Origin of the sequence: Pantoea alhagi, from assembly GCF_002101395.1 — a bacterium.
GTDB classification, from domain to species: Bacteria; Pseudomonadota; Gammaproteobacteria; order Enterobacterales; family Enterobacteriaceae; genus Mixta; species Mixta alhagi.
Genome location: NZ_CP019706.1, coordinates 4,098,185 through 4,118,923, shown reverse-complemented (window position 1 = coordinate 4,118,923; position 20,739 = coordinate 4,098,185). Strand labels below are relative to the sequence as shown.

Genomic DNA, 20,739 nt, shown 5'->3' with positions numbered 1-20,739 from the left:
AACACGGGCTGCCCCTTTTCTGATACTCTCTGCGTTAAATAAAAAATGCGCTTAGCTCGCTGGCAACGGCCTGCGGCTGCTCTTCCGGTAAAAAATGGCCGCAGTGCGGCACCAGAATTCCGGTAACCTCTTCGGCAAAAGCGCGCAGCGGCGTAGCCATATCAGGAATCGAGCCAAATTCAGCGCTGACAGCCAGCACCGGCACTTTCAGTTTGCCCTGTTGTTGCAGAGCAGCATTTTGCGTGGCTGAAAGTGATACTGAACGATAAAAAGCCAGGCCGGCGCGTAACCCACCGCTGGCAAGCAGCACGCGCAGATACTCATCAATATCCTCATCTGAAAAGACATCGGGAGAGGCGGTTTTTCTTTTCAGGAACCACTCAATATAAAGACGCTCGCGCCCAACGATCAGCGCCTCGGGCAGATCGGGGATCATATGAAAAGCGAAATGCCAGGTTTTCCAGGCTTTATCTGGCGTGACGGGCAGGGCATCCGGCAGCGTAATACCCGGAATACCGGCGTCCAGTAAGGCAAGACGTTTAACTTCACTGCCGTAAAGCGCGGTATAGGGCCAGGCAACCCAGGCACCTACATCATGCGCGGCGAGAAAATAGCGCGTGATATCAAGCTGCGTCAGCAGGCCATGCACCTTCTGCGCCAGCGATCGCGTGTCGTAACCGCTTTCCGGGCGATCGGAGTCCCCCTGACCCGGCAGATCGATCGCAATAATGTGGTAAGCCGCGCTCATCCGCTGCATGACCTTACGCCAGCCATACCAGCTTTGCGGAAATCCGGCTAAAAAAACCACGGTTTCACCCTGCGGATTGCCGCCAGTTACATAATGCATCCTGATCCCTTCTACCGTCGCGTAGCGGTGTTGGAAATCAATAAGAGTGCGATCGCGCCAGCTAACCGGTTCTGCACTGATCTGGCGAAGTGCAGCCGTGGCTGTGATTTTTGATACATGATTGTCCATAGTGGATTCCTGTATTTTATGATTTGCCGACATGGCGAACACTGTTTTAGGAAATGATCGGTTCCTGAATGGGTAAAAATTTAAGCCAAAAGCTTCATTGCCTGCTTTATTGTCTCTTCCCGGTCCGTGAGGTTCTCTATTTTGCCCAGCACGCGCATACCAAAAGCGATACAGAGCATCAACTCTGCTGCGGTTTCCACGTTAACATCAGGTGACACCGAACCATCCTTTTGGCCCTGTTGCAATAAGGCGACAAGGAACGCTTTATTACGCCTGACGGCATTACGTACCAGCTCTGAGAGCCCGTCATCCAGCACCTGAAGTTCAGTTGCGCTGCCGACAACCAGGCAACCCCGTCTGCCTTCCAGTTCGCGCGCGGAGTCAAGATAGAAGCGCAACAGCTCAGCCAGCTTTTCCCGCCCTGTTGCGCAGGGTTCCAGGCGTTGCCGAAGTACAGCATTACGCTGAGAGGTATAACGCGCAAATACCTGAACAAACAGAGTGCGCTTATCTTTAAACGCCTTATATATGCTACCGGCGGTAAGGTTCATCGCACTGGCCAGATCGGCAATGGATGCGGCATGAAAGCCTTTTTGTCGGAACACCAGCATCGCCTGATCCAGCGCCTGGTCAGTGTCAAATTCACGCGGACGTCCACGTTCTTTTATCTCATTCATGGTTAAGCGGCCCGTCAGATACTAATAAGGAAACGATTGATTCCAAAATGACAGAAATATTTAGCCGCTGCAAGTCACAAACTGCAAATTCACGGCCAGCAGGTTGCGTCAGGTATTTATGTGACCGGCGCAGCGTTAAGGTAAAAAAGGAGCAGGCAACCTTGCCAAAGCAAGGGTTATGATCAACGCGACGGCGGCTAAGAACTCTCTGAAAAGCCTTGGTTTATCCTTCTGTAACGCTTTTCCTCCCTTTATCTGATTGCTGGTTTTTGTCTGCATCTGCACAATTTTTATCAATTACCACGGCGAGTCGCGCACGCCGAGTAGGGCTTACTGCCACGGAACCGGCAGCAGCAGGATTGCGCGGTAACATAGTCAGGAGGTTGTCCTGTGAATAAATCAATGATAGCGGGTATGGGTATTGGTGTGGTTGCTGCTCTGGGTGTGGCTGCCGTTGCCAGTATGAATGTATTTAATCCGGGTCCCCAATACGCACAGGTTATTTCCGCAACGCCTATCAAGGAAACGATTAAGAACCCACGGCAGGAGTGCCGCAACGTGACGCTTACCCATCGTCGGGCGGTACAGGATGAGAATCGCATCGCCGGCTCAGTACTGGGCGCGGTGGCTGGCGGGGTACTGGGTCACCAGTTTGGCGGCGGGCGCGGTAAGGATGTCGCGACGGTTGCAGGCGCGCTGGCTGGCGGCTATGCCGGTAATCAGGTTCAGGGCACTCTGCAGGATCGTGATACTTACACCACCACTGAACAGCGTTGCAAAACGGTCTACGATAAGCAGGATAAAATGCTGGGCTATGACGTCACCTATAAAATCGGCGATCAGCAGGGAAAAATTCGTATGGAGAACGATCCCGGCACCCGCATCCCGCTGGATCGGAACGGTCAGCTCATTCTTAACAGCAACAGCAATCAGGCATAAGCCCTGACAGCATTTCGCCTGGCTATGGGCAACAGACCAGAGCCGACAGGCTAAAGCATGCATAACGAGCCTCATTATTGCAATGAGGCTCGTTTTCATTTTTAACGCCGGGCCGCTATTTTCACCGTCTGCTTCCAGCAACGTTTCTCTTCGCCCACATCATGCTGTGATCGCGCTAATCCAGCATCCTGTGAGTACGCTTATTGCCGGACTCACCTGAAAACGCGGCGGATCAGGCCGCATTATCCAGAATCTGATCCATAAACTCCCGCACCCATTTCATCCGTAACTTTGGCTCGCTCAGATCGCGAATAAACTTCAGCCTGGCTGGACCGTCAAGACGCCAGTTCTGCGGCTCTTTTTGCATCAGGCCAATCAGCCAGCCCGGGTCAGCTTTATTTTTCTCATCAAACTCGATAAAGCCACCTTTATCGCTGGCCTCCACGCGCCGGATGCCAATTTTTTTCGCCATCAGACGGAGTGCAGCGACATCCAACAGGTTACGAGCTGCATCGGGAAGATTACCAAAGCGGTCAATCAGTTCAACCTTCAGATCCTCCAGCTCGCTTTTATCCTGTGAGCTGGCGATACGCTTGTAAAAAGAGAGCCGCGTACTGACATCAGGAATAAAATCATCAGGCAGCAGCGCTGGCATACGCAGTTCGATATCGGTCTGATTGCTGGTCAGATCTTCCAGCGAAGGCTCGCGACCCTCTTTCAACGCATCCACGGCATTTTCCAGCAGCTCCATATAGAGTGAGAAGCCGATAGTTTCCATCTGGCCGCTCTGATCCTCTCCCAGCAGCTCGCCTGCGCCACGGATTTCTAAGTCATGCGTGGCCAGCGCGAAGCCCGCGCCCAGATCCTCCAGCGAGGCGATCGCCTCCAGGCGTTTATGCGCATCGGTAGTCATCGCTTTCGGCGGCGGCGTCAGTAGCCATGCATAGGCCTGGTGATGTGAACGGCCTACGCGCCCGCGTAGCTGGTGCAGCTGCGCCAGGCCAAAGTGATCGGCGCGCTCAATGATGATGGTATTGGCGGTAGGGATATCGATACCGGTTTCGATAATGGTGGTACAGACCAGCACGTTAAAACGCTGATGATGGAAATCATTCATCACCCGCTCCAGATCGCGCTCGCGCATCTGCCCGTGACCAATGGCGATGCGCGCTTCCGGCACCAGATCCGCCAGCCGCTGGGCCGCTTTTTCGATATTTTCCACATCGTTATACAGATAATAAACCTGGCCGCCGCGCAGCACTTCGCGCAGGATCGCCTCACGCACCACCAGACTGTCATATTCCCGCACAAACGTTTTCACCGCCAGGCGACGCGCGGGCGGCGTAGCGATAATCGACAGATCGCGCATGCCACTCATCGCCATATTCAGCGTTCGCGGGATCGGCGTGGCGGTTAACGTCAGAATATCGACGTCAGCACGCATCGCTTTAATACGTTCTTTATGGCGCACGCCAAAGCGGTGCTCCTCATCAACAATCAGCAGCCCCAGGTCGTGCCACTTCAGATCGCTCATCAGCAGTTTATGGGTGCCGATCAAAATATCGATCTTGCCTTCGCTGGCCTGCTCCAGTATCTGCGCCTGTTCTTTGGCGCTGCGGAAGCGGGAAAGCATTTCGATGCGCACCGGCCAGTTCGCGAAGCGATCGCGGAAATTATCATAGTGCTGCTGGGCAAGCAGGGTAGTAGGCACCAGCACCGCCACCTGTTTATTATTCTCTACTGCCAGAAACGCCGCGCGCATCGCCACTTCGGTTTTACCAAAGCCCACATCGCCGCACACCAGACGATCCATCGCCAGCGGCTGACACATATCGCTCAATACGGCATGGATCGCCTGTGCCTGGTCCGGTGTGGTTTCAAACGGGAAACTGTCACAGAACAGTTGATACTGCTCACGATCGTACTTAAAGGCGTAGCCAGCCTTAGCGGCGCGCTGTGCATAAATATCCAGCAGCTCTGCCGCCACGTCGCGCACTTTCTCTGCCGCCTTCTGACGCGCCCGTGACCAGGCATCGCTGCCCAGCTTATGCAGCGGCGCATTTTCATCAGCACCGCCAGCGTAACGGCTGATCAGATGCAGCGAAGAGACCGGCACGTACAGCCTGGCGTCATTGGCGTAGGCCAGCATTAGATATTCCGCCTTGATGCCGCCCGCTTCCAGCGTGGTCATGCCGATATAGCGCCCCACGCCATGCTCCAGATGCACCACCGGCTGGCCGGGATGCAGCTCTGCCAGGTTGCGGATCAGCACATCGGGATTAATGGTACGGCGGGTATCCTGGCGACGACGCGTCACGCGCTCACCCAGCAAATCGCCTTCGCAGATCAGGGCGCGATGGCGCAGATTATCAACAAAGCCGCGCTCGCTGGCACCGATGATCAGATAACGGCCCGGGGCAAAAGCTTCGCTCAGGCGCTGAATCACCTTCGGCTGTAGCTTGATGCGTGCCAACAGCTCCTGTAACGCCTCGCGGCGACCTTCGCTTTCCACCGAGAAGATCACCGCACCATCGAATGCCTCAAGGAAATGGCGCAGGTTATCCAGTGGCGCTTTGGCCTGAGGCTCTACCGCCAGCGGCGGCAGCAGTTGATAATTCAGGTTGGTGTTGGCCGCTTTATCGGGCAACGCCTCGCTGTTCATACGGATGCGCGGCCACTGTTTCAATTCGGCGAACAGACCATCGGTGCGCAGCCACAGCGACTCCGGCGGCAGCAGCGGGCGCATCGGATCCACGCGGCGGTTTTCAAAACGCGCCATGATGTCCTGCCAGAAGCGCTCTGCGCTGGCTTCCAGATCGCCCGTACTGACCACCAGCGTATCGCGCGGCAGATAGCTGAACAGCGGCACCAGCGGCTGTTCAAAAAACAGCGGTTGCCAGTACTCAATACCGGCGGGCAGGGTGCCTTTACTCACCTGCTGATAGATATGTTCCGGCTCGCGGCGTACATCGAAATGTTCGCGCCACTGGCTGCGAAACAGCTCAATGGCGGCTTTATCAGTGGGAAACTCATGAGCGGGCAACAGGTTAATCGCCTCCACCTCTTCCAGCGTGCGCTGGCTGTCGACGTCAAACAGCCGCAGGCTGTCGATTTCATTGTCGAAAAAGTCGATGCGATAGGGCTGTTCGCTGCCCATGGGAAACAGATCGAGCAGCGCGCCGCGCGTGGCATATTCACCATGTTCCATGACCTGATCGACATGACGATAGCCCGCCTGTTCCAGCTGGTCCCGCAGCCGGTCGCGTGACAGCAGCTGCCCTTTATGCATCACCAGCGCATGACCGTGCAGGAAATCGTGCGGACAGTAACGCTGCATCAATGTGGTCACCGGCAGGATCAACACGCCGCGTTCCAGCGTCGGCAGGCGATAGAGCGTCGACAGACGTGAAGAGATAATATCCTGATGTGGAGAGAAGCTGTCGAACGGCAGGGTTTCCCAGTCAGCGAGGCTCAAAACCGGCTGGTGGGTAAACTGTTGAATTTCATCCTGCAGGCGCAGCGAGGTTTGCATATCAGGCGCAATCAGCATCACCAGCCCCGGGTGACGCTCGGCGATTTCCGCACATTCAACGGCGCAGGCGGCGCCGGTTAGCTGTCCCAGCTGGCGTTGATCGTTTGCCGCAGCGGGCAGGGCATAGCGAATCTGTTCAGGCATAGTCGTTTCGACGTTCTCTCTGTTTATTTCAGGGGCATAATCATTCCACAGAACGCGGCGGGGATCATCTGCTGCGGCAGGCTTTTTGCCCGACGGGCTCTCTTCAGCCTTAATGGTAGCTGGCGGTGTTGCGCTTTAGCGCGCGCGAGGCGAGAAATCATTCTCAACGTGGCGATCGCTATTTGCCCACTCCAGCTCTTTTTCCGCATGCAGACTCCAGGTGCCGTCATCCCATTGAACATGATAGCTGGCGGGAAAATTTCCCTGCGCGAAAACCGTAACCACCTGACCGCGAATTTCACCAGACTGATGTTTGACAATATTGCCTTTTAGATACTTACTCATAAGCGGCTCCGGTGCCAGCGGCACGGCTAATTAGTTGCATTAACCCTTTAAATAGCAAGGGCAAGTATAGTGCAGATTAGCGCAGGGTTATCTTCAGCGCAGGAGGCTTTTTTGTACAACAGAGCGCAGCGGAAAAATTCTGATGCATCTTTACCATTAACTCGGACGGGTAAAGGTTCCATAAAACAAGCGGCTCCTTTATCATCCTGACTACTTTTGCTTTTTGCTACGCATAAGACGGATCTCATGTATCAACCTGTCGCGTTATTTATCGGTTTGCGCTATATGCGCGGACGTGCCTCAGACCGCTTTGGTCGGTTTGTTTCCTGGCTTTCCACTATCGGCATCACCTTAGGCGTGCTGGCGCTGGTTACCGTTCTGTCGGTAATGAATGGTTTTGAGCGCGAGCTGGAAGGCAATATTCTTGGCCTGATGCCGCAGGCGCTGATCACCAGCGACAAAGGCTCAATCAACCCGCAGCAACAGCCCGCCAGCAGCCTGAATTTACAGGGCGTACGGCGCATTGCGCCATTAACCACCGGCGATGTCGTGCTGCAAAGCGCGCGCAGCGTGGCGGTGGGCGTGATGCTCGGCGTGCAGCCCGATGAGAACGATCCTCTGACGCCTTATCTGGTTAATGCACAGCAGCAGGCGCTGCAGCCGGGGCAGTACAACGTGATCCTGGGCGAGCAACTGGCTGCACAGCTGGGCGTGAAGCGCGGCGATCAGCTGCGTCTGATGGTGCCTTCCGCCAGCCAGTTTACCCCGATGGGCCGTCTGCCCAGCCAGCGTCTGTTTAATGTGATTGGCACCTTCGCCGCCAACAGCGAAGTTGACGGCTATCAGATGCTGGTAAACCAGCAGGATGCCTCGCGGTTAATGCGTTACCCGGCGGGCAATATTACCGGCTGGCGGTTGTGGCTGGATAAACCGCTGGAAGTGGACAGTACCAGTCAGCAGCCGCTGGCGGCGGGCCTGGTATGGAAAGACTGGCGCGATCGCAAAGGCGATCTGTTCCAGGCGGTGCGCATGGAAAAAAATATGATGGGGCTGCTGCTTAGCCTGATCATCGCCGTCGCGGCGTTTAACATCATTACCTCGCTCGGCCTGCTGATCATGGAGAAGCAGGGGGAAGTGGCGATCCTGCAAACCCAGGGGCTGACGCGTCGGCAGATTATGCTGGTGTTTATGGTGCAGGGCGCCAGCGCCGGCATTATCGGCGCGCTGCTTGGCACGCTGCTGGGCGTGCTGCTGGCCAGTCAGCTTAATAATTTAATGCCGGTTATCGGTATGTTTCTTGATGGCGCGGCATTGCCGGTGGATATCTCTTTCTGGCAGGTGATTGCCATTGCGCTGACGGCGATGGCGCTGGCGCTGTTGTCGACGCTTTATCCATCCTGGCGCGCTGCCGCCGTACAACCTGCTGAGGCTTTACGCTATGAGTGATTTGAATCTGTTACAGTGTAACAAACTGTGCAAACGCTATCAGGAAGGGAGCGTGCAGACAGACGTGTTACGCGACGTCAGTTTCACCATGCGGCCCGGCGAAATGATGGCAATTGTCGGCAGCTCCGGCTCCGGCAAAAGTACGCTGCTGCATCTGCTGGGCGGTCTGGATGCACCTACCTCCGGCGATGTGCTGTTCAACGGCCGCGCGCTCAGCAGCATGTCTTCAGCGCAAAAAGCTGAGCTGCGTAACCGCGAGCTGGGCTTTATCTATCAGTTTCACCATCTTCTGCCCGATTTTACCGCGCTGGAAAACGTGGCGATGCCGCTGCTGATTGGCAAAAAGAGCAAGCAGGAAGCACAGGAACGCGCGCTGGAAATGCTGCGTGCGGTGGGCCTGGAAAAGCGTGCAGCGCATCGTCCTGCCGAACTTTCCGGTGGTGAACGTCAGCGCGTGGCCATTGCGCGTGCGCTGGTTAACAACCCGCGCCTGGTGATGGCCGATGAGCCGACCGGCAACCTGGATGCCCGTAATGCCGATGCGATCTTCGATCTGCTGGGCGAGCTGAATGTGCGTCAGGGCACCGCTTTTCTGGTGGTGACGCACGATCTGCATCTGGCGAAACGGCTGCCCGCGCAGCGCGAAATGCGCGACGGCCAGCTCAGCGAGCAGGTCACGCTGGCAGGAGCGCTGTAATGGCTTCACTATCCTTACTGTTAGCGACGCGCTTCAGCGGCGGACGGCGGCGTGGGGGCATGGTTTCGCTGATTTCGGTGATCTCCACGCTGGGCATTGCGCTGGGTGTGGCGGTGTTAATCGTTGGCCTGAGCGCGATGAATGGTTTTGAGCGCGAGCTGAATAATCGCATTCTGGCGGTGGTGCCGCACGGTGAAATCGAACCGGTTAACGGCCCGCTTTCCGGCTGGCAGCCGCTGTTGCCACGCATGGAGCAGGTGCCGGGCATCGCCGCCGCCGCGCCCTATATCAATTTTACCGGTCTGATTGAAAGCGGTGCGAAGCTACAGGCGATTCAGGTGAAAGGGGTGGATCCCGCGCAGGAAAAGCGCCTGAGCGCGCTACCGCAGTTTGTGCAGAATAATGCCTGGGCCAGCTTTAGCGCCGGTAAACAGCAAATCATTATCGGCAGCGGCGCGGCGAAATCGTTAGGCGTCAGGCAGGGCGACTGGCTGACGGTGATGATCCCCAACAGCGACGGGCAAAATAAGCTGCTGCAGCCGAAGCGTATCCGCTTACAGGTCAGCGGCATCCTGCAACTCAGCGGGATGCTCGATCATAGCCTGGCGCTGGTGCCGCTGGCTGATGCGCAACAATATCTTGATATGGCGGACAAGGTAACCGGCATTGCGCTGAAAATGAACGATCCTTTTAACGCCGTTAAGCTGGTGCGCGATGCGGGCGAGGTAACGAAGGCCTACGTTTATATCCGCAGCTGGATCGGCACCTACGGTTATATGTATCGCGATATTCAGATGATCCGCGCCATTATGTATCTGGCGATGGTGCTGGTGATTGGCGTTGCCTGCTTTAATATTGTTTCCACGCTGGTGATGGCGGTGAAAGATAAAAGCAGCGATATCGCCGTGCTGCGCACGCTGGGGGCGAAGGATGGTCTGATCCGCGCGATCTTTGTCTGGTACGGGCTGCGTGCCGGTTTGTTGGGCAGCGTAAGCGGCGCGGTGGTGGGCGTGCTGGCCGCGCTGAACCTGACGCCGCTGATGCGTGGAATTGAACATCTGACCGGACATCATTTTCTCTCCGGCGATATCTATTTTATTGATTTCCTGCCTTCAGAACTGCACTGGCTGGATGTGGCTTCGGTGCTGGCGACCGCTATCGTTCTGAGCCTGGTGGCCAGCTGGTATCCGGCACGGCGCGCCAGCCGTATCGATCCCGCACGCGTGTTAAGCGGACAGTAGGTTTATCGTGGCGGATAAAGCGATGTTTTACGGTTTCGATATGGGCGGCAGCAAAATCGCCCTCGGCGTTTACGATGCGCAGCGCCAGCTGGTATGGAGCAAGCGCGTCCCGACGCCGCGTGACGACTACGCGCAGTTGCTGGAAAGTTTTACCCGCCTGACGGCGGAGGCGGATGCTATTACCAGCCAGCGCGGCAGCGTTGGCGTAGGCGTGCCGGGCCTGCCCAATCCCGACGATGGCACGCTCTTCACCGCCAACGTGCCGGCGGCACAGGGGCAACGCCTTGGCCGCGATCTCAGCGAGCGGCTGGGACGTGAAGTGCGCATCGATAACGACGCTAACTGTTTCGCGCTCTCCGAGGCGTGGGATGATGAGTTTCGCGCTTATCCGGTGGTGCTGGGGCTGATCCTCGGCACCGGCGTCGGCGGCGGGCTGGTGGTTGACGGCAAGCCGGTCTCAGGGCGCAGCTTTATCACCGGTGAGGCGGGGCATATGCGCCTGCCGGTGGATGCGCTGGCGCTGCTGGGGCAGGATATTCCGCTGCGACAGTGCGGCTGCGGTAAACGCGGCTGCATTGAAACCTTGCTTTCCGGTCAGGGTTTCTCCTGGCTGTTTCACCACTTTTATCAGCAGACGCTCAGTGCGCCCGTGATTATTGAACGCTATTATCAGGGCGATCCACAGGCGCAGGCGCATACCGGGCGCTTTCGTGCGCTGCTGGCGGTTTGTCTCGGCAATCTGCTTACCCTGCTCGATCCGCATTTAGTTGTGCTGGGGGGCGGATTGTCAAATTTCGCAGTGCTCTATGACGGACTGGCGGAGCAGGTGCAGCCGCACCTGCTGCCGCGCGCGAAGCCGCCGCGCTTTGCACAGGCGCGTCATGGCGATGCGGGCGGAATGCGCGGTGCCGCATTCCTGCATCTCAGGTAATTAAGGAGTTTTTATGCGCACACCCCGTCGCCGTTTATGTATTGCGCGCTTTCGTAAAACCAGGCGCAAGATGCATCAGCGTTTCCGGCAGCGTATTTTTGAACGCGATCGTAACGCTGAGCTGGCGGCTCATCCGGAGCCTCGGGTGGTGGTGTTGACCGGTGCAGGCATTTCCGCCGAATCGGGCATTCGTACTTTTCGCGCCGATGACGGCCTGTGGGAAGAGCATCGTATTGAAGATGTTGCTACGCCGGAGGGCTTCAGGCGCGATCCGGCGCTAGTGCAGGCGTTTTATAATGCGCGCCGCCGTCAGCTCCAGCAGCCGGAAATCCAGCCTAATGCCGCGCATCTGGCGCTGGCGGAGCTGGAATCGGTGCTGGGCGACAACTTCCTGCTGGTTACGCAGAATATTGATAACCTGCACGAGCGCGCCGGTAGCCAGCGCGTGCTGCATATGCATGGCGAGCTGCTTAAGGTGCGCTGTGAAATGAGCGGGCAGGTGCTGGACTGGACCGGTGATTTAAGCGCCGATGATCGTTGCCACTGCTGTCAGTTTCCTGCCCGTCTGCGCCCGCACGTGGTCTGGTTTGGTGAAATGCCGCTGGGAATGGATGACATCTATCAGGCGCTCTCTGAGGCGGACTATTTCCTGGCGATCGGCACCTCCGGTCATGTCTATCCGGCCGCAGGTTTCGTACATGAAGCGAAACTGCAGGGCGTTCATACCGTTGAGCTGAATCTAGAGCCGAGCCAGGTGGGCAATCAGTTTGCTGAAAAGCACTACGGGCTGGCGAGCGAAGTGGTGCCTGCCTGGGTAGAGAAGTTTCAGAAAGGGCTTTATCGGCTGGTATGACCCTGGCCTCAAGCCGTCGTCAGCCGCTGATTTCAGCGCCAGGGTGACGCGGCCTGATAACTATTCAGGGCATGCGGGAGCTTTTCCCGGATGCCCTTTTACTTTTGAATGCTATCTGCGGGTTGCGCCAGCTGTTGTTAACGTCCCGCCTTTAGCTTCTGGAACAGCATCTCATACTGTACGCTGGCGTCGCCAACATCATCCTGCCACTCGCCGTTTTTGATCACCTCTGCAGACGGGTAGAGCGACGGATCGTTAGCCACGCTGGCCGGCAGCAGCTTTTTCGCCGCCAGGTTTGGTGTCGGATAACCGATGGTTTCTGCCACCTGCGCGGCGACATCCGGACGCAGCAGGAAGTTAATCAGCTTCAGCGCGCCTTCTTTGTTTTTCGCATTTGCCGGGATCGTCAGGCTATCCATCCAGAAAATGCCGCCTTCTTTCGGCCATACCACTTCCAGCGGGGTGCCTGCCTGACGTGCGACATAAGCCGAACCGTTCCAGATCATGCCCAGATTCACTTCGCCTTCCATAAAGGGATTGCCTGGATTATCGGAATTGAAGGCCAGCACGTTCGGCATCAGCTTTTTCAGCTCTTCATACGCGGCATTGATCTCTTTAGCGTCGCGGGTATTACCGGAATAGCCCAGCTTACGCAGCGCCACCTGGAAAACTTCACGCGCATCGTCGGTTAACAACAGGCTCTGCTTATATTCCGGCTTCCACAGATCGGCCCAGCCGGTAACGCTTTTTGCGTCCATCGCATCGGTATTAATGCCAATGGCCGTTGCGCCCCAAATGTACGGGATCGAATAATCATTGTTGGGATCGAACGGCTTATTCAACAGGCTCGGATCGAGATTGCTGAAATTGCTCAGCTTGCTTTTGTCGATCTTCTGGATCATGCCTTCGTTGCGCATTTTCGCCACGAAATAGGTGGAAGGCACCACCAGGTCATACGCGCCATCTTTATAGGTTTTCAGCTTGGCGTACATGCTTTCATTGGATTCATAGGTGGAATAGATCACCTTAATGCCGGTCTCTTTAGTGAACTGCTCCAGCAGCCCCGGCGGGACATATTCAGTCCAGTTATAGAAATAAAGCGTTTTGCCGTCATCAGCGGCCTGCGCGCTCTGTAAGCCCAGCGCCAGCGCCCCAGCCGCCAGCCAGTAACCCCATTTCTTCATGACTTTTCCTCTTATTTTGTTTTATCACGCAGCAACAGCTGACTCGCGGCGACCAGCAGCAGCGACAGCACCATCAGGATGGTCGCCAGCGCGTTCACCTCCGGCGAAACGCCGACTTTTACCATTGAATAAATTTTCAGCGGTAGGATCTCAAAGCCTGGGCCGGTCACAAACGAGGAGACCACCACATCATCCATCGACAGGGTAAAGCTCAGCAGCCAGCCTGCGGCAACGGCTGGCATCGCCAGCGGCAAAATAATTTTGCGCAGGATGGTTGCTTCGCTGGCCCCTAAATCGCGTGCCGCCTCCAGCATCCTGACATCAAAGCCTTTCAGGCGTGAGTAAACGGTAATCACCACAAACGGCAGGCAAAAGGTGATATGCGAAACCAGCAGCGACCAGAAGCCCAGCGAAATCCCCAGCAGCATAAACAGAACCAGCAGGGAGATCGCCATAACAATATCGGGCGACATCATCACCACAAACAGCATGCCGCTGACAAACGGCTTGCCGCGAAAGCGGTAGCGGTAGAGCGCCACCGCCGTCAGCGCGCCGATCAGCGTGGCGAAACTGGCTGAGAGCACGCCCATGATCAGCGAATGCTGCGCCGCCTGGATCAGGCTGTCGTTGTTGATTAACAATGCATACCACCGGGTGCTGAAGCCCTGCCAGTTAATGCCGAAACGCGAGGCGTTGAAAGAGTTAACGATCAGGATAACGATCGGAATATACAGCCAGGCATAAATAAGAAACATAAAGCCGCTGCGTAATGTTTTACCCATTATTCCAGCTCCACTTTCTTGTTCAGCATGCGCGCTGCGCGCCAGTAGAACAGCAGCATCAGGCCCATCACCAGCGTCAAAACAATGCTGGTGGCCGCGCCAAACGGCCAGTCGCGAATATTCAGGAACTGACTCTTTATCACGTTGCCGATCAGCAGGTTTTTCGCGCCGCCCATCAGGTCAGCGACAAAAAACAGCCCCATCGCCGGCAGCAATACCAGCAGGCAGCCCGCAACAATGCCCGGCATCGTCAGCGGTAAAATAATGCGCCAAAACGTTTGCAGCTTGCTGGCACCGAGATCGCGCGCCGCCTCCAGACAGGGCTTATCCAGCTTTTCCAGGCTGGAGTAGAGGGGCATCACCATAAACGGCAGCAGGATATAGACCAGTCCCAGCACCACCGCTTCGGAGGTATACATAATGCGAAAAGGTTTGTCGATTAGCCCCAGCCACAGCAGAAACTCATTGAGCCAGCCGCGCGTGCTGAGAAAAATTTTCAGGCCATAAATGCGGATCAGCGAGTTGGTCCAGAATGGCACAATCAGCAGAAACAGCATCACCGGACGGATACGTGCCGGCAGCTTTGTCAGGCACCAGGCGAAAGGATAGCCGAGCAGCAAACAGCAAAGCGTGGCGATCAGCGCCATATTGAGCGAATGCAGCAGTACCGAGGCGTAAAGCGGATCAAGCAGCCGGGTATAGTTATCGAAGGTCAGCGCCAGGCGGACAAAACTGGCGTCATCACGCGTCAGAAAACTGGTGGCAATAATCATCAGGTTGGGCAAAAACACAAACAGCACCAGCCAGCCGACAATCAGCGTGATAATGGTTTTCTGAAAGCGGTTACGCATCATTTTCATCAGGCAGCACCACCTCCCAGCTTTCAACCCAGGTAATCGCCATCTTTTGATTCAGCGAATGGTCAAAATCGGGATCGTCCTCGTTAAAAAATTCGCTGACGGTCACCAGCTTGCCGTTTTCCAGCTCAACGGTGGATTCCAGCGTCATGCCTTTGTAATTGCGTTCGCGCACAAAGCCCACCAGGCCTTCCGCACCTTCATTATCACCAATTTCTTCAACGCGCAGATCTTCCGGACGCAGCAAGACATGAAGATGCTGACCGGCTACCACCGGGAAGGGCACCAGAATATCGCATTCGCGCCCTTCAACGCGGGCGCGGACGCGCTGATTATCCAGCGGCGCAATAACCACCGCGTCGAACACGTTGATCTCGCCGATAAAGCGCGCCACAAACAGGTTGGCGGGTTCTTCATAAATTTCACGCGGCGAGCCGTCCTGCTCAATGCGCCCGTCGCGCAGCACCACGATGCGATCCGACATGCTGAGCGCCTCTTCCTGATCGTGGGTAACGAACACAAAGGTAATGCCCAGCTTACGCTGCAACGCTTTCAGTTCATTCTGCATCTGCTTGCGCAGCTTGTAATCCAGCGCCGACAGCGATTCATCCAGCAGCAGGACTTTAGGGCGATTCACCACCGCGCGCGCAATGGCAACGCGCTGCTGCTGGCCACCGCTGAGCTGGTGCGGACGGCGATCGGCAAAACTGTCCAGCTGCACCATCGCCAGCGCCTCGTTAACGCGCGCGGTGATTTCTGCCGCTGGCGTTTTTTGCATGCGCAGGCCAAAAGCGACATTCTCAAACACCGACATATGCGGAAACAGAGCATAGCTCTGGAAAACGGTATTAACGTGGCGGTGTTCGGCGGGCGTGGCGGTAATGGTTTCACCGTCGAGAACGATCTCTCCGCTGTCGGTCTCTTCCAGGCCCGCGATCAGGCGCAAAATAGTGGTTTTGCCGCAGCCGGAAGGGCCCAGCAAGGTGATAAACTCGCCGTGGTGTATGGTCAGGTTAAAGTCGGCAATAATTTCTTTGCCGTCAAAAGCTTTACTGATGCCAGAAAGCGTAACCAGCGCCGTTTGCGCGCGTGTTTGCGTCATTTTAGTCACTCAGCCCGAAGTTATCGGCAGTCAGGGCTGCCTGTATGTGTGTAAAGCCGGTTGCTACGGTCAACCAGCCAACAAAGTCAGGGGCGCGATGATACCTTAAAACCACGCTAATTCCATGCTCGCAGGCCAATAACCGCTCTTTACCCGGATAAAAAAGCGATTTACCTTTTTGCACACTACGCTTTAACACTATGACCTGACGCAATATGTTGGCAACGCAGGCTTTCCATAATAGCTCACTGCCATTGAGAGAGAAGAAAGATGACAACGCTACTCGACCGGTTTTTACACTATGTTTCGTTTGATACGCAGTCGCGTCCGCATGCGCGCCAGGTTCCCAGCACGGAAGGGCAGTGGCAGCTGGCCAGGGAACTGCAGAAAGAGCTAACCGAGCTGGGGCTGAAAGATGTGACCCTCAGCGAGCACTGCAGCGTGATGGCGACCTTACCGGCAAATGTGGATTATCCCACACCGGTGATCGGCTTTATTTCTCACGTTGATACCTCGCCCGATTTCAGCGGCAAACATGTTAATCCACAAATTGTCGAGAACTATCGCGGCGGGGATATTGCCCTTGGCATCGGTGAAGAGATCCTGTCGCCGGTCATGTTCCCGATACTGCATCAGCTGACCGGTCATACGCTGATCACAACCGACGGTAAAACCCTGCTTGGCGCAGATGATAAGGCGGGCGTGGCGGAGATCATGACTGCGGTAGCACAGCTGGCGCAGGGAGATATTCCGCATGGCGAGATTCGCATCGCCTTTACGCCAGATGAAGAGGTTGGGCGCGGCACCGAACATTTTGATGTCGCTGCTTTTGGCGCGGACTGGGCTTACACCGTTGATGGCAGCGGGCTGGGCGAGTTCCAGTTTGAAAACTTTAATGCCGCCTCGGTGACGGTAAAAATCGTTGGCAATAATGTCCATCCCGGCACGGCGAAGGGCGTAATGGTGAATGCGCTGGATCTGGCGATGCGCTTTCATGCCGAGGTCCCGGCTACTGAGAAACCGCAGTTTACCAGCGGCTATGAAGGATTTTACCATCTGCATGGCGTTAAAGGCAGCGTGGAGCGTGCAGAGCTAAGCTATATCGTGCGCGATTTCGATCGTGACAACTTTGAAGCGCGTAAGCAGAAGCTGATTGATATTGCCCGACGTGTCGGTAAAGGGCTGAATCCTGACTGTTATATCGACGTAACGGTAGAAGACAGCTATTACAATATGCGGGAGATCATCGAGGCGCATCCACACAGCATTGAGCTGGCGTTGCAGGCGATGCGCAACTGCGGGGTGGAACCCGATGTGAAGCCGATTCGCGGTGGCACCGACGGCGCCGGGCTCTCTTTTAAGGGCTTGCCCTGCCCAAATATTTTTACCGGCGGCTATAACTATCACGGCAAGCATGAGTTTGCCTCGTTAGATATTATGCAAAAAACGGTAGAGGTCATTGTCGGTATCGCCCGACTGGCAGCTGAGAAAAAATAATAAAAAGGCGGCTGGATCTCTCCAGCCGCCGCAGGCGTTGCTCACCGGTAGCTGCCGACGCTGTTTTTCGCAGAGTCAGTTACCCTTCGTTGAAATACCAGTAACCGTTATTGACCAGTCCGGCCAGCTGCGCCAGAAAGGCCGGATCGTCCAGCGCGTCGGCAAAATCCTGCAGGCCCAGCGTCTGTTTGGCCGCCAGCGCATTTAAGGCTGCAGGCCAGGCGGATGCCAGCTGCTCACCGTTAATAAACACCGCATCGCCGATTTTCAGCACCCGCAGCCCGCCAAGACGTGACAGCTTATCGCCCTGCTGCAGGGCATCATAAATTTCATCGGGCTGATAGGGCGGCTCCGGCGGCGCAATATCCAGCTCATGACGCGACTGCGAAATAAACTCGCCAAACCACTGACGGAACTGCTCCGGCTGATCGATAACCTCCATCATTAGCTGACGGATGCCGTCGATCTCCTGCGGCAGGATCTCTGCCGGGCAGTCACGCGGCACGATCTCCGGATCGTTGTAGCGGCGGCTGCCCAGCTCGTGAGCCAGTACAAAATCAGCGAAGCCGCTGATCAGCTCGCGTCCGCTTGGCGCACGGAATCCCACGGAGTAGTTAAGTGCGTTTTCCAGCGAGTAGCCTTCATGCGGGAATCCCGGCGGAATATAGAGGATATCGCCCGGTTCCATCTCTTCATCGATAATGGCGTCAAACGGTTCAACCTGTAGCAGATCAGGATGCGGGCAGTGCTGCTTCAGCGGCACCTTTTCGCCGACGCGCCAGCGACGGCGGCCGGTGCCCTGAATAATAAAGACGTCATACTGGTCCAGATGCGGGCCAACGCCGCCGCCGGGCACCGAAAAGGAGATCATCAGATCGTCGATACGCCAGTCAGGTAAAAAGCGGAACGGTCGCATCAGCGCGGCGGCAGGTTCATGCCAGTGGTTAACCGCCTGAACCAGCAACGACCAGTTATGTTCGCCCAGATGATCGTAGCTTTCGAACGGGCCGTGGCTCACCTGCCATTTTCCGTCTTGCTGACTTACCAGGCGGCTGTCTACTTCGTTCTCCATCGCCAGTCCCGCCAGCTCATCCGGAGAGATAGGGTCGATAAAGTTTTTAAAGCCGCGTTTCAGGATGACCGGGCGTTTCTGCCAATAATTTTGTAAAAAATCGGTCCAGTTAAGATCGAGCTGATAATCCATAAGGTTTTCCAGTGCAGGCGAGAGATGGCAGCAAGTATATACTTGTTATCCCTGAGGTTGTATGTGCGTTGGCGCGCTTCGTTCACTCCGCTAACTTACCTGGCCGGAGAGGGGCTGCGCTGCCGTCTTTATACAACATGAATTATCCAGAGTATAACAGCGGCGACGCGGTTCTACTCAAGGTTATGTTCGACTTCCTGTCGCTGGAAAATCACTGTCATATGCGCGCCGCCCAGCGCACTGGTTCCGGCTTCAATATCGCCTGCGTACTGCTCCAGAATATCGCGCGCTACCGCCAGCCCTAATCCCTGTCCCGGACGCAGCGTGTCCGCACGCTGGCCGCGCAGAAAGATCATCTCACGTTTGCTTTCCGGAATGCCTGGGCCATCATCTTCCACAATCAGCTGAAGGGTGGAGTCGGTCTGGCGCGCGCTGATTTCCACAAATTCCAGACAATATTTACAGGCGTTATCCAGCACATTGCCCATCACTTCCATGAAATCGTTTTGATCGCCGACAAAGGTGATTTCCGGAGAGATATCCAGCGTCAGCGAGACGCCTTTACGCTGATAAACTTTATTCAGTGCCGAACAAAGACTATCCAGCAGGGCGGATACCGAGTGCAGTTCGCGTTTTAAGGGGTTGTGATCCGCCTGCATGCTGGCGCGATGCAGATAGTAGCCAATCTGCTGCGAGATGCGGCTGATCTGCTCCAGCATAATTGGCTCCGCCTGCTCTACAGAGAGGTTTTTACCGCCGCGCAGTGAACGCAGCGTGCTCTGCAGCACTGCCAGCGGGGTCTTCAGGCTATGGGTCAAATCGGAGAGCGTGGTACGGTAGCGCGTATAGCGCTGGCGTTCATTGTCCAGCAGCAGATTCAGGTTGCGCACCAGGCTACGTAACTCCTGCGGCGGATTGGGATCCAGCGCGTCACGCTGGCTGCTCTCCAGCTCGCGGATCTGGCTGGCCAGCGTGCCGATGGGCCGCAGGCTCCAGTGCGCTGCCAGCCACAGCAGCGGGATCACCAGCAGCAGATTAACCAACAGCACATAGCTGAACCATGACCAGACCACGTCGGAGTGTTGCAACTCCTGCGGAATCGAGTCGATCACCACCACCGTCAGCGCGGGCAGGCTGGTGGTGGCGTCATAACGATTTACCGCCACCGAGTGGGTAAAGGTGCCGTCGCCGTTATCATCATAGGCGTGCAGCTTGATTTTGGCCGCCTGATCATCGCCCAGCGCTTTGCTACTGGTCTGATTATTGGTATCGATTTCGTAAAAGCCGGGCTTTTTCAGCCAGTCAGGACGGATCTTACGGCGAATTTCCGGCACGTCACGCTGCTGCCACAGCAGCCTGCCACGCTCATCGTAAATAAAAACCAGCGTGGGCGAGTTTAGCGTCATCTGCTTCGGCTGGGCGATGGTTAGCTGGTTATTCTTCCATTGCGCAAGGGTGTAAAACAGATTGCTTTCACCGCGCATAACGCGATAGGTGGTTTTGTCAAAGCTGACGATATAGCCAACAACCGCAACCATGCCATAGGAAAGAGAGAGGATCAGTACCACGGCGGCCGTCGCCAGCAGAAAGCGGGCGCGGAGCGAAAAAGGGCGTTTGCCCTGTAGAATTTTCATTGATGGTTAAATATCGAAGCGATAACCCTGACCGCGAACCGTAGTGATCACTTCCTGCGGATAAGCCGCCTGTATTTTTTTACGCAGCCGACCCATTAGCACATCAATCGTATGGCTTTCACGCAGCTCTGCATCGGGATAAAGCTGCAACATCAGCGAATCTTTACTGACCACTTTGCCTACGTTACGGATCAGCGTTTCGATAATGGTGTATTCAAAGGCGGTCAGTTTGATTGACTGATCGTTTACCGTCAGTTCACGGCGTGAGAGATCGATATGAAAAGGGGCAAGATTGATAATTTGCGAGGCCAGCCCGCTGTTGCGCCGCATCAGCGCCTGCATACGCGCCACGACTTCCTCAATATGGAAAGGCTTGGTGACATAATCATCCGCTCCGGCCTCCAGCGCTTCCACTTTCGCCTGCCAGCCTTCGCGCGCGGTCAGGACCAGGATCGGTTGCTTAACTTCCTGAGCGCGCCAGCGACGGATTAACGTCATCCCATCTTCATCGGGCAGCCCCAAATCGACCAGCGTAATATCGGGCGAATGTTCAGCCAGAAAATAATCCGCCTCTTTTGCATCTTCAGCCGCATCGACCTGATGGCCCATTTCACGCAGCTGTACAGAGAGGTGATGACGCAGTAAACCGTTATCCTCTACAACCAAAACGCGCATATGCCTTTCCTTTACAGATAATC

General features: G+C 55.9%; 18 protein-coding genes. 7 read left to right on the top strand and 11 right to left on the bottom strand.

The genetic code is table 11. From position 1 onward, the window contains the following. Window positions 1-34 precede the first annotated feature (34 nt). Window positions 35-976, bottom strand: coding sequence for an alpha/beta fold hydrolase (locus tag B1H58_RS19555; RefSeq protein WP_085072089.1), 942 nt, complete (start codon window positions 974-976; stop codon window positions 35-37). 80 nt (window positions 977-1,056) lie between these two features. Then, the gene (locus tag B1H58_RS19550) at window positions 1,057-1,653 is read right to left on the bottom strand and encodes a TetR/AcrR family transcriptional regulator (protein WP_085072088.1); all 597 of its coding nucleotides are present in this window, start codon (window positions 1,651-1,653) and stop codon (window positions 1,057-1,059) included. Between the two features lie 390 nt (window positions 1,654-2,043). On the opposite strand from B1H58_RS19550, the gene B1H58_RS19545 reads away from it, so the two are divergent. Then, window positions 2,044-2,592 (top strand): glycine zipper 2TM domain-containing protein, encoded by a 549-nt coding sequence (locus B1H58_RS19545; RefSeq protein ID WP_085072087.1) that lies wholly within the window; start codon window positions 2,044-2,046, stop codon window positions 2,590-2,592. A gap of 232 nt (window positions 2,593-2,824) precedes the next feature. Here the strand turns inward: B1H58_RS19545 and mfd are convergent, their stop codons facing one another. Both mfd and B1H58_RS19535 read right to left on the bottom strand, forming a co-directional pair. After that, window positions 2,825-6,268, bottom strand: coding sequence for a transcription-repair coupling factor (gene mfd / locus B1H58_RS19540; protein ID WP_085072086.1), 3,444 nt, complete (start codon window positions 6,266-6,268; stop codon window positions 2,825-2,827). Between the two features lie 135 nt (window positions 6,269-6,403). Beyond that, window positions 6,404-6,613, bottom strand: a complete 210-nt coding sequence (locus B1H58_RS19535) for a hypothetical protein (RefSeq protein ID WP_085072085.1) — start codon at window positions 6,611-6,613, stop codon at window positions 6,404-6,406. A gap of 246 nt (window positions 6,614-6,859) precedes the next feature. Between B1H58_RS19535 and lolC the strand changes: the two genes are divergently transcribed. From lolC to cobB, 5 genes are read left to right on the top strand one after another with little or no spacing between them, the layout of a single operon-like run. Next, window positions 6,860-8,059: a lipoprotein-releasing ABC transporter permease subunit LolC gene (gene lolC, locus B1H58_RS19530; protein WP_085072084.1), complete on the top strand. Its 1,200-nt coding sequence runs from the start codon at window positions 6,860-6,862 to the stop codon at window positions 8,057-8,059. Continuing rightward, window positions 8,052-8,756, top strand: a complete 705-nt coding sequence (gene lolD, locus B1H58_RS19525; RefSeq protein WP_085072083.1) for a lipoprotein-releasing ABC transporter ATP-binding protein LolD — start codon at window positions 8,052-8,054, stop codon at window positions 8,754-8,756. Before lolC ends, lolD begins: the two co-directional genes overlap by 8 nt. Then, window positions 8,756-9,997, top strand: coding sequence for a lipoprotein-releasing ABC transporter permease subunit LolE (lolE, locus tag B1H58_RS19520; RefSeq protein WP_085072082.1), 1,242 nt, complete (start codon window positions 8,756-8,758; stop codon window positions 9,995-9,997). Before lolD ends, lolE begins: the two co-directional genes overlap by 1 nt. A gap of 22 nt (window positions 9,998-10,019) precedes the next feature. After that, complete coding sequence (nagK, locus tag B1H58_RS19515; RefSeq protein WP_085072081.1) at window positions 10,020-10,928, top strand: N-acetylglucosamine kinase; 909 nt, start codon at window positions 10,020-10,022, stop codon at window positions 10,926-10,928. A gap of 13 nt (window positions 10,929-10,941) precedes the next feature. Further along, entirely contained in the window at window positions 10,942-11,781 is an 840-nt protein-coding gene (gene cobB / locus B1H58_RS19510) for a Sir2 family NAD+-dependent deacetylase (RefSeq protein WP_085072080.1), read from the top strand. Window positions 11,782-11,918: 137 nt separating this feature from the next. Here cobB and potD read toward each other — a convergent pair whose 3' ends face one another. The 4 genes from potD to potA are packed head-to-tail and all read right to left on the bottom strand — an operon-like array spanning window position 11,919 to window position 15,706. Then, window positions 11,919-12,965: a spermidine/putrescine ABC transporter substrate-binding protein PotD gene (potD, locus tag B1H58_RS19505; RefSeq protein ID WP_085072079.1), complete on the bottom strand. Its 1,047-nt coding sequence runs from the start codon at window positions 12,963-12,965 to the stop codon at window positions 11,919-11,921. An 11-nt stretch (window positions 12,966-12,976) separates the two neighbouring features. Continuing rightward, complete coding sequence (potC, locus tag B1H58_RS19500) at window positions 12,977-13,750, bottom strand: spermidine/putrescine ABC transporter permease PotC (RefSeq protein WP_085072078.1); 774 nt, start codon at window positions 13,748-13,750, stop codon at window positions 12,977-12,979. Then, window positions 13,747-14,607, bottom strand: coding sequence for a spermidine/putrescine ABC transporter permease PotB (gene potB / locus B1H58_RS19495; RefSeq protein ID WP_085072077.1), 861 nt, complete (start codon window positions 14,605-14,607; stop codon window positions 13,747-13,749). The genes potC and potB overlap by 4 nt, the downstream gene beginning before the upstream one ends. Beyond that, on the bottom strand, window positions 14,591-15,706 hold the full coding sequence (potA, locus tag B1H58_RS19490; RefSeq protein ID WP_085072378.1) for a spermidine/putrescine ABC transporter ATP-binding protein PotA: 1,116 nt from the start codon (window positions 15,704-15,706) through the stop codon (window positions 14,591-14,593). Before potA ends, potB begins: the two co-directional genes overlap by 17 nt. Before the next feature lie 270 nt (window positions 15,707-15,976). Here potA and pepT point away from each other — a divergent pair, with 270 nt between their 5' ends. Beyond that, window positions 15,977-17,203, top strand: coding sequence for a peptidase T (pepT, locus tag B1H58_RS19485; protein ID WP_085072076.1), 1,227 nt, complete (start codon window positions 15,977-15,979; stop codon window positions 17,201-17,203). A gap of 79 nt (window positions 17,204-17,282) precedes the next feature. Here the strand turns inward: pepT and B1H58_RS19480 are convergent, their stop codons facing one another. The 3 genes from B1H58_RS19480 to phoP all read right to left on the bottom strand — a co-directional run bounded on the left by B1H58_RS19480 (window position 17,283) and on the right by phoP (window position 20,716). Next, window positions 17,283-18,407 (bottom strand): ribosomal protein uL16 3-hydroxylase, encoded by a 1,125-nt coding sequence (locus tag B1H58_RS19480; protein ID WP_085072075.1) that lies wholly within the window; start codon window positions 18,405-18,407, stop codon window positions 17,283-17,285. A gap of 173 nt (window positions 18,408-18,580) precedes the next feature. Further along, entirely contained in the window at window positions 18,581-20,041 is a 1,461-nt protein-coding gene (phoQ, locus tag B1H58_RS19475; RefSeq protein ID WP_085072074.1) for a two-component system sensor histidine kinase PhoQ, read from the bottom strand. 6 nt (window positions 20,042-20,047) lie between these two features. Further along, entirely contained in the window at window positions 20,048-20,716 is a 669-nt protein-coding gene (gene phoP / locus B1H58_RS19470; RefSeq protein WP_085072073.1) for a two-component system response regulator PhoP, read from the bottom strand. Window positions 20,717-20,739 lie beyond the last annotated feature (23 nt).

Bases quoted from the DNA above. Each gene is read 5' to 3' on its own strand.
- B1H58_RS19555 (WP_085072089.1), bottom strand. From the start codon at position 976: ATGGACAATCATGTATCAAAAATCACAGCCACGGCTGCACTTCGCCAG.
- B1H58_RS19550 (WP_085072088.1), bottom strand. From the start codon at position 1,653: ATGAATGAGATAAAAGAACGTGGACGTCCGCGTGAATTTGACACTGAC.
- mfd (WP_085072086.1), bottom strand. From the start codon at position 6,268: ATGCCTGAACAGATTCGCTATGCCCTGCCCGCTGCGGCAAACGATCAA.
- B1H58_RS19535 (WP_085072085.1), bottom strand. From the start codon at position 6,613: ATGAGTAAGTATCTAAAAGGCAATATTGTCAAACATCAGTCTGGTGAA.
- lolC (WP_085072084.1), top strand. From the start codon at position 6,860: ATGTATCAACCTGTCGCGTTATTTATCGGTTTGCGCTATATGCGCGGA.
- lolD (WP_085072083.1), top strand. From the start codon at position 8,052: ATGAGTGATTTGAATCTGTTACAGTGTAACAAACTGTGCAAACGCTAT.
- lolE (WP_085072082.1), top strand. From the start codon at position 8,756: ATGGCTTCACTATCCTTACTGTTAGCGACGCGCTTCAGCGGCGGACGG.
- nagK (WP_085072081.1), top strand. From the start codon at position 10,020: ATGTTTTACGGTTTCGATATGGGCGGCAGCAAAATCGCCCTCGGCGTT.
- cobB (WP_085072080.1), top strand. From the start codon at position 10,942: ATGCGCACACCCCGTCGCCGTTTATGTATTGCGCGCTTTCGTAAAACC.
- potD (WP_085072079.1), bottom strand. From the start codon at position 12,965: ATGAAGAAATGGGGTTACTGGCTGGCGGCTGGGGCGCTGGCGCTGGGC.
- potB (WP_085072077.1), bottom strand. From the start codon at position 14,607: ATGAAAATGATGCGTAACCGCTTTCAGAAAACCATTATCACGCTGATT.
- potA (WP_085072378.1), bottom strand. From the start codon at position 15,706: ATGACGCAAACACGCGCGCAAACGGCGCTGGTTACGCTTTCTGGCATC.
- pepT (WP_085072076.1), top strand. From the start codon at position 15,977: ATGACAACGCTACTCGACCGGTTTTTACACTATGTTTCGTTTGATACG.
- B1H58_RS19480 (WP_085072075.1), bottom strand. From the start codon at position 18,407: ATGGATTATCAGCTCGATCTTAACTGGACCGATTTTTTACAAAATTAT.
- phoQ (WP_085072074.1), bottom strand. From the start codon at position 20,041: ATGAAAATTCTACAGGGCAAACGCCCTTTTTCGCTCCGCGCCCGCTTT.
- phoP (WP_085072073.1), bottom strand. From the start codon at position 20,716: ATGCGCGTTTTGGTTGTAGAGGATAACGGTTTACTGCGTCATCACCTC.